This is a genomic window from Sphingomonas sp. BLHR8, from assembly GCF_056821725.1.
The window spans coordinates 1,438,857-1,454,633 of sequence record NZ_JBPDIM010000001.1 but is presented as its reverse complement, the minus strand read 5'-3'; the positions used below and the strand labels follow the sequence as shown (position 1 = coordinate 1,454,633).

Here is a 15,777-nt window from a genome sequence, read left to right as displayed (position 1 = left end):
TGCGTGTTGCCGCTACGGCAAATTGCTTAAGCGACAGCGCGCTCGTTTCCGCGACCTCGGCTAACGTTTACCGCCATTTGTTTCCGTAGCAACGGCATCGCGCAAGAATGCGGCCATCTCTTCGACCAAGCGTCGTTCAGCTCGATAACGTATTTCTCGTCCTGACCGGGTCGCCGTCACCAGGCCGGCGTGACGAAGAATATTAAGATGGGTCGACGTGTTGGAGCGAGGCGTATCGGTGCGTTCGGCAACGTCAGTCGAGTTTAGCCCATCCGCTTCCGCGGCAATGGTGACAAAAATCGCGAGCCTTGTAGGCTGTGCCAGCGCGCTAAGTGGCGCCACCATTCCGATTGGATCCATGCAGCGAAGATATCTCTCATGGGGAGAGAATCAAGGTGGTTTTCTAATTAACCCATCATTGAACTATCAGATGTTGTGCAGGTTCTGACGGCGTTGTTGATCACGCACAGGCGATGCAGTGGCCGTCTTGGGGGGGGGCGGTCGGTATAGCCGGGATCGCCGGCCGTACGCGGCGACGCTCCTGCAGCGCGGGCATCTGCGCCACCTGAAAATCTCCAGCGCCGCTACTCGCTGACCCTCCCGCGCCTCCGGCCCGTGAGTATCAATGCGCGCGCTCGATCTGAAGCCGATGTCAATCGACCGGGTCGAGTTGTGATTTTTGCGAAGGCGGCCCGCGCGAGGCGAAACATCATGGCCCCATCGAGCCGTCGCTACATCAGCGAAGGGGGCGGGATCGCGCTGAATGCCGTCTGCTTTCATGGGGTCGACAACACACCGGCGTCCCCGCGATGACGACCAACATTCTGTCCGCGGGATCGCAAGCTTCGCTGCGCCTGCGGTCTGGGCGACGATGCTGCGACCCCTCGAACCGCAACGCCTCGAGATATGCGAAGACGCACGCCGAGGGTCGCTGCAACGATCACTCAAATCCCGTGGATCGGATCGATAAGGTCGATCACGTTGAGAAACCTCCGTGCAATCTTCAGAATAGATCCGTTACCAGAGTACACATTGTCGTGGCAGTCGATGTAGTAATACGCTCCCAAACTTCGGCAGCCTGGCTGAAAGCCTGTCGTCCGAACGATCCCGTAACATCCCTTTTTAAAGCTTCCGCGATATGATGGATAGGAGAGGCCCCATCCGCCGTTAGTTAACGTCGATAACATCCTGATCCGGACGGGGTTTCGCCCGGCTCTGACAAGGGCAAGGTCGAACAGCCTTGCGAGTTTCTGACGCATTTCGTCAGTGACTGCACTATCCCTTCGATCCTTACATTCAAAGGCTGCGATAGGCAGGCCGATTGGATATCGATCGCGGTCCCCGACGATGGCGTTTCTGAGTGGATCGGCGATTGCGGTCGGAACGAGGGAGATATCGCACTCGTGAGAGGTGTCACTTCGCCCCATCCACCTCAAATCTTGATGAAGTTCGACTTGAACTCGGCGGTCGTTGGTTTTGATTAGACGAACGAAGCCAGGCCCGGACGCATTTGAGGAGCGAATGCCCGCTCCGCTTTGAGGTAATCTGAATGTCTGGCCGGAGCGACATGGATGCCCGTCACCTTGACATATGGTGACGAGCCAGCCGCCAGCATTCTTGGCGTGAACAGCTAGCTGCAAGAGGACCCAAGTTTCTAACGCCTTCCCGGGCAGGAGTTGCGTTGTGGCTATCGAGTGGGTTGCCCCTAGTTGGTGGAGCGCGGCGCGCAGTTTCTTTGCTAGACCCTTTGGCAGCTTCACTGAGACAGGCTCCAAGCCAAGATCTCGCTCAGTACTTCGTCGAGCCGATTAACGTGGCCGACGCTTCCGGCTTTATCGGATCGTCTCAAAGAACTTTCCGTCTCGTTGTTGACGAACTCAATCCGCACCGGCATGTCGCGGCCTTCAACGAGATGACCCGCGAGGCGTTCGGCTTCCGCTAACTTTTTCTCTGGCCGTACCAGTCGCCAACGAAGAAACGCGATTGCGTGAGTAATCTGATCGCGTTCTGGTTGATCCCCGAATGTGGTCTTTGGAGGTGAGGACTCCGCGAGCGGATAAGCGCGTGCCGTTTGAAAATCGACAGTCATTCTTCGTTTGTCTTCCGCAGCACTGCTGCTGGGCGACATCCTCTGCGCAATTGTCGTAACGTTTCGGTCTGTATCTGGAGGCGACTCCGTGGTGAACTCCCGCCGGAGTTCTCGTGCGACGACGTCGTAGCCCTCTGCGTTAAGAATATCAGCGATCGAGACTACAACATCGGAAATCGGCAAGACTGCCCCCCTTTTTCAAGACAGAAGGGCGTCATAAATCGACCGGCGGCCAGGCTTGATGATATGTGTCCACAACGGATCAATCGTCGAGTTCTGCGCCTTCCTCTTGGTAGGGCATCAAACCCATGGCCCGAAACAGGCGAAATGCCCAGTCCGGATCCTTTCTCGCAAAGCATTCGCGCTGCCATCGGGCGCCGAAGTGATAGCCCGCGGAAAACTCGTCGCGCGCGACATCCCATAGCAGTTGAACAATTGTAAGCAGAGCCTTGCTCTCTGAGATTTCTGCCAACGCTGTGGCGTCGAAGTCGCAAATCTTCCGGGAGCTCGTGCCCGCGTCGATCAGAACTGGTTCGCCATACTCGTTCAGCACGAACTTCAGAGACCTCCGGAAAGTGTACTCGGAACGCAAGGTCAAGTTGGACTGGTCAACGATTTCTTGATTAGACAATTCGTCCTCCGTCAATTACTGCAAAAACGGTTGTCTCGGGATGCGGGCAACAATGACAACCAGCAAGATAGGTAGAGCTGGGTCGCAACTTGTCGGTTCGCAATTCAAGCCGCTTGCCGTTGCTACGTGGTCAGTGCTGCGCCGCAGAGTGTTGCCGATGTCGGCGGTGGTAGGTCGTCGCGGACGTGTGCCTCGGACCGGTATCAGGTGCGATGATATCTGCTGACGCCGATCGTGCTGCCGTTATGGGATTTGATCGCTGGCCAGGCTTTCATGATCGGCCGCTTCAGTGGCATCGCCTTCACCGGACAGGTATTTCAGGGATGTTGCGGCCGAGTGAAGCCGCGAGTCTGCGGCTAAGCTCGCTGCCTTTCAGCCTTGGTTCGCCTTTGCCGAGGTGGCCTGCGATCAAGAGATGCAGGAATCACGGCTCTTCCAAAGCAGAGCCGTGCTGGTTCCCAATCCAATCTCCCTACCTGTGCCACTTCTGATACCGCTCGGCTGCTTTGGCGCTTGGGACGAGAGCCAGAACGCTACTTTTATCACCGCAGCGAGCACGGAAAGAGGGAACAAAAAGGTTCCGTTTTGGACGTGGAAAACGACATTGCCGGAAACGCGCAGGCTACATGCTGACGCGTAAGCCGAACGAGGCCTAGCCAGTGGCAGCAGCGCGGGGGGTGATTACTAGGCTACCAAGTCTGCTCCGGTTTCCGGACGGCGATGATGTCGGTGATCTGTCGTTTGTAACGACGGGATTCCTACGGTCTGCGTCCGTCGCCCCGGTTACTGACGGACAATCTCTGCTTCGTATGCAGACTCAGGCACAAGAGAGCGGGCAAGCTCTCGCGCAAGCCTACACAGGGCTCTTTGACAAATTGGGCCCGTTCACCTCGGATGCTCGACGTCCGCCGCAATCCCTGCGCCAATCGCGACTCCGCCACGAGTTTGCTGCTTTTCGCAGTCTGAAAAAAGTCCTCGCCCGTCGTGAGGCTCGAACGCCCGAAGGGCTGGCGGGATACATACTGGAGGTCCATCGGAGAGCTGCCGGTGGCGCAACTACTGTGCGAAGACACGGCAGCGTGACGGCCTGTCGCACGATCCCCTCGCGTGGATGGTTGCTCCGCGTCGACTCTTTCACGGCCGCTCGCTATTGAAGCGTGTAGCAATCTCGAGGCGTGCACGCAGGCGATCCTCCTCCATGGCCTCGGCTTTGGCTTGGACGTGGACGCAGGTGCCATGAGGGCGCTTCTCGCCGACGAGGAGGTCCACGGCGCGTCGGTCTCCCTGGATGTGCACGCCTGATAAGCGGCTGGACGCGGACCGAAGACGGGTCGCGCGTCCGTGTGACGAAAGCACCCGCCTTACCCCCGTGCGGGCGCCATGGCGATGAAGGCAATTCGGTACCCAGGTCATGCGTTACGTATGGCCCCGATCATGTCCACATTGGATCGACTGACTGTTTTCATAACACAGCTTTAATTGGCGGCCTGGCACATCGGACTTTCAACAATGGAGATCCTGATGGCGAGGCTACAGCGAGGGCAAAAAGCGACGAGGGCTACCGTAACCGTCGAAAGTTCGGTGACCTATCCGCCTTCCGGAGGGACAGACGTTGAAATCGAGATTGAGGGCAAACGTTTCGTTTGGCATTCGCCGTCAAGAGTAAGCCCGCATGCCGCTGTCTACCTCGCGGCAATTCTCGCGATGATTGATGCTGACAATGATGGGGTGAGCCATCTGACGGTAAGGACGCGAGCCAACCTCGTCCGTCGCCGTATTACCGGCGACTGGACGAGGCGCGCTGATAGCCTTGCTGGGCTTCATGCGCTGTACGAACTTTTTCGCACCCGGTTTGAGGACGTAGACTGGATCAAGTCCTCATTATCAAGGCCAGTTACAGCTCCCAAGCCGGCATCGCGAGGCGCTCAAGTATAGCGATGTCGAGTTCCAGGTCGAGACAACCCGGCAAGCTGTTCGATCGGGCGACCGTGCCATTCCACGCGGTCACCTCGAAATAGGGCGACTGGAGAACGATGAAGTAGATGTCATGCAGATTGACTGGTTTCGAGGCAGCGTTTGCGACCTTCGTACCACCGATCAGATCGCCCGTTTTCGCATCGTAGAGTCGGAATGCCACGAATCCGGTCGGCAGATCTTCGTTGGGGTTCTGTCGCTTGAGCGTTTCATAGTCGACTGATGTGACGCCATTAAGCTTCGTGAGGAAGCGGTCGACCTCAGACGAAGAGACGCTGCCCGTTACGGGCCTGCCGAGGTCTCCGCCCCATTCCTTCCTGAAATTCTCGCTGTCCTGTCCGTGGCGGAACGTGACGGGACGTCCATTATGTTCGGTCTGAGCGATCATTTTGCCAAGTCCTTTTCCATCTGAGCACATGCTCAGAAAAGACTTCACTCCAGATATACCTTGAAATCCCGCCCGAATTCGGCGCGGCGTTGTACTCGAAATAGTCATCGACGCCTTAAGAAGGCCCCGTTGTGTACTTTGGTCCATTGATCTCTGGGTCGCAGTGGTAGATGCCGCATTCACGCGCCGAAGCCGCGCGTCACGATGGGAGAGGGGAATGATCGTCGCAGCTTTCTTGCTGTTGTTGCATCCGGGCGGCCTCGCGGCCGACGGATGCCACTTCGATCGACGTGCTGGCACGCGGCATTGTCATCGAGGGGCAGCCTCAGAGCCGCAAGCTCGCCCTGTGCTCCCAGCCTATCGCGCTCAAGCGAGTGGTTACCAGAGCTGTGCGGCCGCTCGTGCAGCGGGCGCGGCTCCGATGCGCCGGGGGGAGGCGGGCTACAATCCTCGATTGGACGGCGATGGTGACGGAATCGCGTGCGAGCCGGTACCTGCCGGAGCGCGCTCCCGAAGCCCGGCGGGGGCATCTCCGGCTGTAAGGCAGGTGCCGATGGTCCGAATGCTGCCACAGGTCGAGCATCCTGTGCCCAGCGGGGGGGCGCCGGGGGCTGCTCGTGCCGCGCCGGTGCCCGCGCTGGTCGGTGCGGCTACGATCGTTGATGGCGACACTCTCGAGGTGCAAGGTCAGCGTGTCAGACTTTTCGGAGTGGACGCGTTCGAGACCGAGCAGGCCCGGGGCCGCGAGGCCAGCAATACCCTGCGTCGGTTCATCGAGGGCCAGTCGGTTATCTGCAGCCCGCGCGATCGCGATGCCTACGACCGGATCGTGGCCGTCTGCCGCGTCGGCGCTACTGACCTTGGCGCGATGATGGTTCGCGCTGGGATGGCGGTCGCGTTCTCGCGCTACAGTTTGGATTATCAGGCCGACGAGGACGCTGCGCGGGAGCAGCGGCGGGGCGCTTGGGCGGACCCAGATCTCGTCCGGCCCGAAGTTTTCCGAGGGGAAAGTCGTGCCGCAACGGCGGTGGCGCAGCGCGCGGTCGGTTCGGCCGGCGGTTGCACGATCAAGGGCAACGTCAACCGCGAGGGCGAGCAGATCTATCACCTGCCAAGCGACCCCTACTACGCGCGTACGCGACCCGAAGCCACGTTCTGCTCCGAAGCCGAGGCGCAAGCTGCCGGTTTTCGTCGGGCGCGCAGTCGTTAGTCGAGAGAGACGAGATGCCCCGCGATTGGCCACACCCTGAGGACGGCCCGCCCGAATTGAGCCTCGCTGAAAAGCTGTTGTCCATCCTGATGCTCGCCGCGACCCTTTTGGGCTTTGCGGGGTGCGCCAGGGGTCTGGCCGAGAAAGCCGAGATGGCTTCGCCAATTGTCCGTGCACCCGTCACTGCGCCGGTACGAGAGATCGCTCCGGCGGGCAGGGACAGCGCGCTATAGAAAGGTGGTGTCTTCGCTGATCGACGGGAGCGTTCGCGAACGCTCCCGTCGAACCCCTTGACGCATCATTCCGGTGCCGGGAGTCCGTTGTGTCTTAGGACTGCGTAGAGCGATGCGGTTCGCCCATTCATCGCGTTGGGCAGGGCGAGGTCGAGGTTATGCGCGAAGTAGATCGGCCCTCCCTGGGCGCTAGGTCGATCGATCCAGCCGACAAACCATCCGGTTCGTTCAACATTCGGCCGAAGGAGGCCTTCGGGCGACTGTCTCAGAAAGCCGTCATCGTCGATCGGGAGCATCGCACCGGTCTTGCCGTAAATGGGATAGCCGTCAGTCGTCCGCCCGACGTCTAAGCTATCGATCGTCTGTCTTAAGTTGGCTTCGGACGCTGGAAGCCTGCGCATCGCCAGACGCTGCAGAAATTCGATTTGCTCGTTAGCACTGATAGCGAGCGGACCCGACAGCCAGAAATGACGCAGGTCAGATGGGCCACCGACATTCTGGTTACCGTATTGCAGTCTCCGGACCCATTCGCGTTCGGCGCCGTAACCGATATGGGCTGCGAGCCGCTGAAACACCCACACGGCGGAGCTCGCGACAGCGTCACGCAACGTCAGATCACGGTTCCAAGCGGCCACTCCGCGATCCCTGCCATCCCAAGAGAAGACAATGTCGGTCCCGGCCGCAACTCCGGTTTCGAGCGCTATAAGGGTGTGCGGAATCTTATAAGTTGAGGCGGGGGCGAACCTAACTTTCGCGCGTGCGGGGTTGCACACCCATCTCTTGGCGCGCTCTGGTTCCAGGATGACGACAGTTGCCCGCCCTCCGCCCGCGACGCTCTCGCAGCCTGCCGCGCTCACTGTTTCAAAACGATCGAGGGAGGCTTCGGTCCTGGGGAGCGTCGCCGCGCACGAGCCAACGCCGACCGCGCCCGCGCTCAGAATCGCGGTCAGGCCAATGTTCCGTCGCTTCATGCACTGCTCCTCATGCCATCCTAAATGCCTGCTGTAACAACCCGAGGGGGCGCACGGTAGGCAAACTCACCGAGCGTCGTCCAAAGAGGCCCCATATTTGTGGCCTTCGGCATTCGGCAGCGATGCTCGCTGGTGCTGAGGGCTCGGGGGAAACAAGAACAAAAAACACATTGGCGGTTCAAGAACCATTGAACTATGCGTGACAGAGCCCATCTACCTAGCCATCGAGCGTCGCCCGCTCGCAGGGAGGTGAGATATGCTCCACAAAGCAGGGTTGTCGGGTCCTACTGCTGGGTCAGAGACGGAAATTGCGGTGACCGCAGGTGCGGTGGGGGCCGTTGATGACGGCAAGCAGACAGACGTGCGTCAGTTGCGTCGGATCGCCTTGCGTGTTGGCGATACCGGACTGGGTGATATCTCGGCGCCGCACAGGGTCGCAGTGGTGGTCGACGTGGAGACGACGGGGCTCGACGGGAACACCGACCTCATCATCGAATTGGCAGTGCGCCGGTTCAAGTTCGACGATGGTGGTCGCATCCTCGAGATCGGTGCTGCGCGGTGCTGGCGTGAAGATCCCGGGGTCCCTCTGCCCGAGGACATTTCGCGTCTGACCGGGATCACCGACCAGGACTTGGTCGGCCAGCGCATCGACGAAGATGCTGCCTTGCAGATCATCGCCTCGGCGGACCTGGTGATCGCCCACAACGCGAGCTTCGATCGTCCGCTGATCGAGCGTCGGCTTGCTTCCCTTCCGCCGAAGGCATGGGCCTGTTCGTGCCACGAGATCGATTGGCGCGGTGCTGGCTTTGAGGGGCGCTCGCTCGGTTGGCTGTGTGCACAGGCTGGCTGGTTCTACGACGCGCACCGTGCCGACGGCGATGTCGACGCCGTAATCCAGCTGCTGTCGCACCAGCGTAGCGACGGCTCGACCTTGCTGTCCGAACTCGTCACCAATGCCGCCTCCGATAGCTGGCTGATCGAAGCGATCGGCGCCGAATATGCGGTGAAAGACGCTCTCCGGCAGCGCGGCTACCGCTGGAATCCCAAGGCTCAGCACTGGTGGCGCGAAGTTTTCGACCGCGACCGAATGGACGAAGAATATTGGCTCGCTCGCGAGGTCTACGCACCCGACAAGCGCTCGCGCGCCATGGCGCCGCGCATCACCCGCCGCACCGCCCTCGACCGGTATCGCTGAGAGGGAGTGAGAGATGGAAAATAAAACTTTGAAGGCGGCGACCAACCTTCCGGTGGTCCAGCCTCCTCCGGTCCCGATCGGTGGAACGGTCATCACCCCGGCCGCGCTGTTTCGCGTCCCGGCGCGACGGCCGCTCGAAGACGGGCCATGGCGCGGTGAGTACGAGAAGATCAGCTGGGTTGATCAGGCAACGGGCCTCAATTGCATCATCCTGCGGCAGCGTGACGGCACGCTGTCGGGCTACGTTGGCGTTGAGATCGCACACCCGCTGTTCGGATACGCGCACGAAGCGGTGCCGGACGCGCTGGGACTGCACGTTCACGGAGGGCTTACCTATGCCTCGCGTTGCGAGGCCAAGGTTCCCGAGCCCATTTCGGTCTGCCACACCCCCTCTCGCCCGGCGAAGAAGCCTCAGCTGATCTTGGCCCATCGCTCGGTGGAGGAGGATGTGTGGTGGTTTGGTTTCGACACCAACCACGAGACTGACCTGGTGCCGATGGCGCAGAAGCAGGCTCTGCGCGAAAGCGGTCAGACGTATCGGGATCAGCATTTCGTCTACCGCGAGTGCGTGCGGCTCGCCGCCGGACTCGCCGCGATCGCCCGCGGTCGGACCGTCGACCCGGAGCCTGCGGTGTTCGACGATGCCGCGGGAGACGAATCATGACGCGCGGGTCCGACAGCCGGCCTTACGAAGAAGCGCGCGATCCGCAGCTACCGTGGGGCTATTGGTTCACGCGCGTGGGCTCCGACGATCTCAGCGGCCCTTTGCAGGACGAGGACGGCGTGCGCTGGAATTCGTTGCGCGAAGCACTGTGGGAGGATCGCTTCGGGATGGCTCCATTAAGCCGCGCTGACCTCGATCGTCAGCTCGAGTTCCTGCTGTCGGTTCTCGTCGTCCTCGATCGCCGGCAGCCCAACATCGAAGAGCGCGTGTTCGACATCTTTGGCACCGACTGGCCGGGGCAGAGCTTTTACGCCGCCTGGATGCACGGACAGAGGCTGCTGCTGACGGTCAACCGAGCGGCGCTCTTGAACTCGCCGCTGACGCCCGAAGCCAAAGCCATTCTCGCCATGCTGGCGATGACGCGCGCGGCGGCGGATGCTCCCGTCGCGATGGGCCTCACGTGGGTTCGGGCGCGCGGGGGCAGGGCCGGGGAGCATGATCGCGAGAAGCTGCAGGATCTGCTTCTCAGGCAGGAAAGCTTTGCCGAACAGCTTCCCTATCGGTTCATTCGCGGCGAGACGATGTCGAAGCCGACCATCACGCTGGTGGGGCGACTACTCGGCCCGAACCTGCCGATGCGGCGGGTGGTTTGGTCGATGGTGTTCGGCGATGAGTACTCGCGGGACCGCATGTATCTGTGGTTGCACGAGCGCATCGATCGCTGGGTGAAGTGGGGTGAGGTCGCCCACATTCGCGGCGCGCGAGCGCTTAGCGAGCACCTGCTTGGCCTCGCCTTCTGCAATGTTGAGATCGAGCTCGATTAGTGAGCCCGGTGTCGTGGACAAAAGTCACATCGCTGGATGGTGGCGATACGTTGCAACAGCGGAGACCCGAGCCATCGGTTGGGGTCTGCACCCATATCGAGCCTTAGGCGATGGTCAGCACATATGGCCATCACTCCCCATAAGATCACTACGCCGTTCTGCTGAACGAACTCCCGCTCTGCGGCTGGTCGGGCTTGAGACGCGACGCTTCGGGCACGTTGCAGATGATAGCGTCGTTACGCGCCGTCGCACCTTGGATGGACGTCGCCACCGACATTCTTGAACGGGTCGCGTTTCGACCGTTACTGCTGGTTGGTCCGACGGGCACCGGCAAATCCCACTATGCAAGCTTGATGGCGGAAACGGCCAGCCTATCCTTGGTGCTGCCGCCAGTGGGCGGCGACGGCGACAACCGGTCTCTTGCAGGAACGGCTCGTGGCTACACCGGCGCGCAGCCCGCGCTTCCCATTGTTGCGATGGCCCAGCATCGCAGTGCCAATCCGCTGATCGAGCTGGAAGAGTTCGAGAAGGTGTCGAGCGATCGCCGTCACGGCAATCCTCACGACACGCTGCTCGGAATGCTCGAGCTGAGCACTGCTCGTTGCTGGTATGATCGGTGCGTGAGTGATGGGGTCTGCCGACCTCCGTCCCGTTCAGTGGGTGCTCACTGCGAATACGCTGACCGGCCGCAATCGCTGCTGTCGCGTTTCGACGTAGTGACTATTGGCCCTCCCATTAGCAGAGCAAGTGAGAGGCCTTCGATGGCGGATGCAAAGCGCGACGCTGAAGGGCCGGGGGGATGGCGAACCACGATCTGCGACTGGACGCGATCGAGGTCGAGATGGTCATCGACTCATATTGCCTGTCTCGTTCCATCCGAGCGATGCAACGCCAGCTCGACGTCGCCCTCGGCGATCGCATTCGACGCATGCGTCGCTACGTTCAACAGGTCATCGCTGCGGGCGTCCGCTTTGCGCCCAATATCGGTCATTCGACGCCGCGATCACGTAACCTAGAAGCGGTCGGTCGCGCGATGACCCGACTGACTTAACTCGTATCATCAATTCGATGACCGATCGTCGGTCCCGAAGGTCAATCTCGATGGTTTAGGGTAACCAATCGGAGTTTAGCTGAATGCACGAAGTTCAACGCGGGTCTGGCCGCCGGCTGCTACTACTTCACGGTCTCGGCGGGAGCTGGAAGTCGTGGAGCACCGTCATGGACGCCCTCAGTGCTGAGCGGTCGCTTATAGCGGTTGATCTTCCCGGACACGGCGCAAGTCCAGCCGGCCCGGATAGCGGGACCTTCAACGGCCTCGTTGATAGCGTCGAGCGTTACATCGCGGAACACAGACTTGAAGGAATCGACGTCGTCGGTAGCTCAATGGGTGCGCGGATCGCGCTGGAGCTTGCGCGGCGTGGCTTGGTCGGCAACGTGGTGGCCCTTGATCCTGGCGGCTTTTGGCGCGGCTGGGAACGCACATTCTTCAAAGTTACCATCGGTGTCTCGGGGCGGTTGGTTCGGGCAATCCGGCCTATGCTGCCAACGCTAAGCAAGAACGCCGCGTCACGCACAGCGCTGCTAGCGCAGCTGTCGGCTCACCCTTGGGCGCTCGACCCGACAGTTGTAGCGACCGAGCTTGAAAGCTTAAGTGATACGTCAACATTCGATGCTCTGGTGAATGATCTCGCCAGCGGGCCTGAGCAAATTGGTCCAGCAGCCGATCTCTCTCGGCGGATCGTAATCGGTTGGGGTCGCCACGATCGCTTATGCCTGCCGAGACAGGCGGCGCGTGCAAAGGCCGCCTTTCCTTCCGCCGACGTGAACTGGTTTGAGGCAAGCGGCCACTTTCCAATGTTAGACCAACCTGACGAGACAGTTGCTGTGATACTTGCCGCAACTCGGTGATGCCCCTTGATCGCAGCGGCAGGGCAGCTACGCGCCCCATCCCTGCCATTCGCCAGGACCGCACTGAGCCTCCGATAACCGCCGTTCGTTCAGCTGATCCAGGATGGTGGCTTGGTGCGTCAAACCCGCCCACCATGCAATGGATCCTTAACTTCCGTGGAAAGCGGCGATGCCGCTTGTGCCGCCGAGGGTGTCGAACTCGCATGCTGTTCCTGAATAAAATGCAGGTCCTAAGGGAAGACCGCACGAGCCATGCGTCGCTGAGCCGGTGGAGCCGCCATCGAAGCGGCCCGCGAAACTATGGGATCAAGTGATGACGCACTGGTAAACCCGGATGGCGGCCTCCAACCAAGCAGCAGGCAAAAATCAAGTGTCGTCCATTGTTGGTTGCGACTGATCAAGGCGGCTCCACTCACCATTCGCATGGTGAATGGACAGCCAAATACCGGAGGGGCCAGGCCGTGTGCCGACGATCATCATAAGGAACCCCGGCAGTTCATGACGCGAGGCGCTCACCATATCATTCATGCTTGATAGGTCAGTCGAAGACGGCTTCGGACTGCTCTCGGGGTGGGTGTGCCAGTCTCCAACATAGTGTAATCCCGCAGTGAAGCGCTCTACTATTTCTTGCTGCTCGGCTTTCCGATTGGGACGGAAGCCGAAACGGCTACGAAAGTCGCTTTGCCGTGGTCCGGTGGCCTGCTCGACTGACCATTCGTCCCCATGAATTCGCGCGAATAGCTGTCCACCAGCCTCTCGTCTCCAGCACGAAGTTTGGCGATGGTGTGAGACGTGCAGAAGCACAGCTCCACGAACTAAGACGCGAAGATCCCCAGTCGGGTCGGTGAAAGTTAGGTCGCTGGGTGATGAGGGCATGGACACTCAGGATCTTCCGGCCAAGGAGTTGCGGTCAGAACGCCCCCGCGACCAGGGTCTCCAAAGCGATCGACCCAGGATGGATGCCAATATCCCCCGCCATGCTCAAGCACCAGCTGAGGGGCCAGCCAAGCGCGCCTGACTGGCGTTGAACAGCGGCCGAGGAGGAGATCCAGGGCGAGGGAAGCGATGGCGGCCTGTGCGGGTGCGAGTTCGATCGCGCCGTAGATGCTCGTCGGGCCACCGCACGCGACTGGGCTCTGGCGGCGCCAAGCGGTCGCGGGAATCCGTATTGTCCCCGTCGCGCCGAAGCCGCAGCGAAGACAGGCTCCGTTGCATCCAATAGCAAGGGCGTGCGCCGCGCCGGCCTGCTCTTCGAGCCATCCATACAGGACCGGTGAACTGAGTTCCCCCGTGCCGGACCTCTGCAGGTCGTTTAGCGCACTCTCGGCATTCCAGTCGCCGATCAACGAAAGCACCAGATCACAACCGCGCAGTGCGTCGGGCTCTCGCCTCAAGAGCGATTGCCAACTGAGCGGTTCCGCCCGGACTTCGCGCGCGTGCGGGTACATCGGCCTGAACTGGTCCGCGAGTGCCGCTGCCTTGTTCTTCCCGATGCTGTTTGCGCCGAGCTCATGGCGGCCCAAATTGGCCCAAGCGAAGGTGTCAGGATCGACCAACACAACGCGACCCAGGCCAGATTGAAGCAGCAGCTTCGCGACACCGGCGCCCACTGAGCCGCATCCGAGCACGGCAACACGCTTCTCCGCGAGCTGTCCACCTTCGCCGGCGCGCATCCGACCTAGCCAGGCGTCGACCCGCTCCACGGTTACCCGGCGGGCCGAACGTCGGACAGCCAAAATGTTGGGCGGAACGTGCCCTGGTCGGAACCCCTTCGACACTCTCGGCTTCGGAGCCTTCCCGCTGGCTCTTGCCACGTTGGGATCTTCGATCACAGCCGGTGCTTGGGCGATCTCGCCTGCCGACGTGGCTCCGGTTAGCACCACGGTCGCCCGCTCGATCATGGTGGTCATGAGCCGGTCGAATATCCTGAGACCATCCGGTGAGCGCTCAGCGACCAAGCGTCGTAACGAGCCTGCGTCGTTGGGAAAGTTGTCCGGCTCGGGCAGGCGATCTAGCCAAATGACGACGGCGTCCTTGAACGTTCGAGTGTCGTCGACTCCGTAGCGGTTGTTCAACCACGTGCGGCAGTCGTCGGTGTTCTCCGCGACGAGGTAGAATTCCTGACCGTGCCACGCCGCTAAGGCTCGGCTGCGTGCCTCGGGGCGCAGCCACGTGCGGATTGGGAAGTCGCGGGTGACATCGCGCCGCCAATATGCATCGAAGTCGAGCAGATAATCGTCTCGGTTGCCGCCGGCTTCGTTTTCGGCGATGAGCGCAAGCGCTTCGCGGTGGGAATATTCGACCACGGCCACTGGATCGAGCGTGTCTGCCCGGCCACCGTCACCAGCGAGACAGAGCCGCCCGCCTGCTTCGATGTGCGGGGCACGCAGCAGGTCGCTGCGGCCATCCAGCGAGAAGCGCGGCAGTGAATAGGGGAACTCGGCATTGAGGAGCAGGTTCAACGAACCTGCTTCGCTGCCGGGAAGCGGCAACCTCCATCCGTCCCAGCTTTCATTGAGCCCGAGCGCCAGGAGCTGTGCGCTGGAAAGACGCTGAGCGTTGGGAATTTCAGTCTCGACCCAGGCCCTGACTTGCTCGATCGCCGCCAAACGCCTCGTTGCGAGAAAACTCAAGGCAACGCCGACCCCGCGTAGCGACCACCCTCGCGTTTCTCGACGGGCCGAGTCGGCGAGCGGGCGCTCTTGCTCCCTGAGCCGTCACTCCCTTCCTCTGGTGGCGGCTGTTGCGAAAACCAATCAGTATAGAACGCCTTGTCCCACGCGGCCATAGCGGCCTCATGCGTGCAGTCGGCGGTGTCGAGCACTTCCAGATGCTTCAGGTTCTCCATCAGCCGATCCTTGAAGTGACCCGGTCGGGCATCGTTGTCGTGCCCGATCGTTTCACCGTTGATGGTGGGGTGGGCAATGGTCGCGTTCCGCTCCAGACGCCAGCGGATCGCCTTCATCGTCTCTCGGAGCGCAATGTCGTCGCGACCAGCGGACGCCGAAAACGAGTCGTCGGCGAGTTTGGTGATCATAAAGCCGGTCGCAGTCAGAGACTTCCACGATGATCGACTTCGCGCGAAGGCCTTGAGCAGTCGCACTACGCGGCAGAACTGTCCATCCGTGTCGTCAAAATCGGTACTATGATGCTCATTGCGCTGCTTGAACCAGCGAGTAACCGCAAGTGCGTCTGAGGCCTTCCAGTCGGAGCTCGCCAGATCGTAGGAGTAGACCGCCTTTCCGGTCCAAGGATCGGTGGATTCGATCCGGCGATAGGAGGGCACGTCAACGTGAAAGCCCTCGTTGTAGTAGACCCGTACGCAGTTCTTGAGCACCTCAGGAGGCGTGTTGAAGCGATCGTCTTGGAGCGCGTCGCAAACCATCTGGCGCACGCTCAGGGCCGACAGTTCTCCACCGTTCGGGCCGACGAGTTTATCCTTACGGAAGTAGACGCCGTCGTCGATGTCGTAATCGGTGTTCTCATCCTGCACCATCGTGTGCATGGCGTAGGAGCCTTGCGTGTGCTGCCCAATCGGTGCGGGTTTACCGGCATCGGCAAGGCCCTTCTTCAATCGGGCGCGATTGGCGTCCCGCCGCTTGCGCATGTTGGTGCGCTCAGTGCTGGGTAGGTTCACCTCGGCATTATGGTAGCCCAGCAGTTCAGCGGACGCGTCGTACATAGTCTTCC

14 protein-coding genes and 1 pseudogene are annotated in these 15,777 nt (G+C 60.9%); 7 read left to right on the top strand and 8 right to left on the bottom strand.

Annotated elements, in window-relative coordinates:
* Window positions 1-60: 60 nt before the first annotated feature.
* The 4 genes from ACRYJK_RS07190 to ACRYJK_RS07175 all read right to left on the bottom strand — a co-directional run bounded on the left by ACRYJK_RS07190 (window position 61) and on the right by ACRYJK_RS07175 (window position 5,082).
* Complete coding sequence (locus ACRYJK_RS07190) at window positions 61-345, bottom strand: ArsR/SmtB family transcription factor (protein WP_482667417.1); 285 nt, start codon at window positions 343-345, stop codon at window positions 61-63.
* Between the two features lie 1,411 nt (window positions 346-1,756).
* Window positions 1,757-2,272 (bottom strand): hypothetical protein, encoded by a 516-nt coding sequence (locus tag ACRYJK_RS07185; RefSeq protein WP_482666849.1) that lies wholly within the window; start codon window positions 2,270-2,272, stop codon window positions 1,757-1,759.
* Window positions 2,273-2,351: 79 nt separating this feature from the next.
* Complete coding sequence (locus ACRYJK_RS07180) at window positions 2,352-2,642, bottom strand: hypothetical protein (RefSeq protein WP_482666848.1); 291 nt, start codon at window positions 2,640-2,642, stop codon at window positions 2,352-2,354.
* A 1,972-nt stretch (window positions 2,643-4,614) separates the two neighbouring features.
* Entirely contained in the window at window positions 4,615-5,082 is a 468-nt protein-coding gene (locus ACRYJK_RS07175) for a hypothetical protein (RefSeq protein WP_482666847.1), read from the bottom strand.
* Between the two features lie 217 nt (window positions 5,083-5,299).
* On the opposite strand from ACRYJK_RS07175, the pseudogene ACRYJK_RS07170 reads away from it, so the two are divergent.
* Both ACRYJK_RS07170 and ACRYJK_RS07165 read left to right on the top strand, forming a co-directional pair.
* Window positions 5,300-5,557, top strand: a pseudogene (locus tag ACRYJK_RS07170) (excalibur calcium-binding domain-containing protein); the annotation flags it as partial.
* 153 nt (window positions 5,558-5,710) lie between these two features.
* Window positions 5,711-6,292 (top strand): thermonuclease family protein, encoded by a 582-nt coding sequence (locus tag ACRYJK_RS07165; protein ID WP_482667416.1) that lies wholly within the window; start codon window positions 5,711-5,713, stop codon window positions 6,290-6,292.
* A gap of 298 nt (window positions 6,293-6,590) precedes the next feature.
* On the opposite strand, the gene ACRYJK_RS07160 is transcribed toward ACRYJK_RS07165, so the two are convergent.
* Window positions 6,591-7,496 (bottom strand): penicillin-binding transpeptidase domain-containing protein, encoded by a 906-nt coding sequence (locus ACRYJK_RS07160; protein WP_482666846.1) that lies wholly within the window; start codon window positions 7,494-7,496, stop codon window positions 6,591-6,593.
* A 313-nt stretch (window positions 7,497-7,809) separates the two neighbouring features.
* Between ACRYJK_RS07160 and ACRYJK_RS07155 the strand changes: the two genes are divergently transcribed.
* From ACRYJK_RS07155 to ACRYJK_RS07135, 5 genes are all read left to right on the top strand, one after another.
* A complete protein-coding gene (locus ACRYJK_RS07155; protein ID WP_482666845.1) occupies window positions 7,810-8,691 on the top strand; it encodes a 3'-5' exonuclease in 882 nt (293 codons plus the stop codon).
* Window positions 8,692-8,704: 13 nt separating this feature from the next.
* Window positions 8,705-9,355: a hypothetical protein gene (locus ACRYJK_RS07150; RefSeq protein ID WP_482666844.1), complete on the top strand. Its 651-nt coding sequence runs from the start codon at window positions 8,705-8,707 to the stop codon at window positions 9,353-9,355.
* Window positions 9,352-10,179 carry a hypothetical protein gene (locus tag ACRYJK_RS07145; RefSeq protein ID WP_482666843.1) on the top strand — a complete coding sequence of 276 codons (828 nt, stop codon included), beginning with the start codon at window positions 9,352-9,354 and terminating at the stop codon, window positions 10,177-10,179. Before ACRYJK_RS07150 ends, ACRYJK_RS07145 begins: the two co-directional genes overlap by 4 nt.
* Window positions 10,180-10,978: 799 nt before the next feature.
* On the top strand, window positions 10,979-11,230 hold the full coding sequence (locus tag ACRYJK_RS07140) for a hypothetical protein (RefSeq protein WP_482666842.1): 252 nt from the start codon (window positions 10,979-10,981) through the stop codon (window positions 11,228-11,230).
* An 83-nt stretch (window positions 11,231-11,313) separates the two neighbouring features.
* The gene (locus ACRYJK_RS07135) at window positions 11,314-12,087 is read left to right on the top strand and encodes an alpha/beta fold hydrolase (RefSeq protein ID WP_482666841.1); all 774 of its coding nucleotides are present in this window, start codon (window positions 11,314-11,316) and stop codon (window positions 12,085-12,087) included.
* Between the two features lie 366 nt (window positions 12,088-12,453).
* Here ACRYJK_RS07135 and ACRYJK_RS07130 read toward each other — a convergent pair whose 3' ends face one another.
* From ACRYJK_RS07130 to ACRYJK_RS07120, 3 genes are read right to left on the bottom strand one after another with little or no spacing between them, the layout of a single operon-like run.
* Window positions 12,454-12,963: a Mov34/MPN/PAD-1 family protein gene (locus ACRYJK_RS07130; RefSeq protein WP_482667415.1), complete on the bottom strand. Its 510-nt coding sequence runs from the start codon at window positions 12,961-12,963 to the stop codon at window positions 12,454-12,456.
* A complete protein-coding gene (locus tag ACRYJK_RS07125; protein ID WP_482666840.1) occupies window positions 12,939-14,696 on the bottom strand; it encodes a ThiF family adenylyltransferase in 1,758 nt (585 codons plus the stop codon). Before ACRYJK_RS07125 ends, ACRYJK_RS07130 begins: the two co-directional genes overlap by 25 nt.
* Window positions 14,697-14,716: 20 nt before the next feature.
* The gene (locus ACRYJK_RS07120) at window positions 14,717-15,769 is read right to left on the bottom strand and encodes a cyclic GMP-AMP synthase DncV-like nucleotidyltransferase (RefSeq protein WP_482666839.1); all 1,053 of its coding nucleotides are present in this window, start codon (window positions 15,767-15,769) and stop codon (window positions 14,717-14,719) included.
* Between the last annotated feature and the right edge of the window lie 8 nt (window positions 15,770-15,777).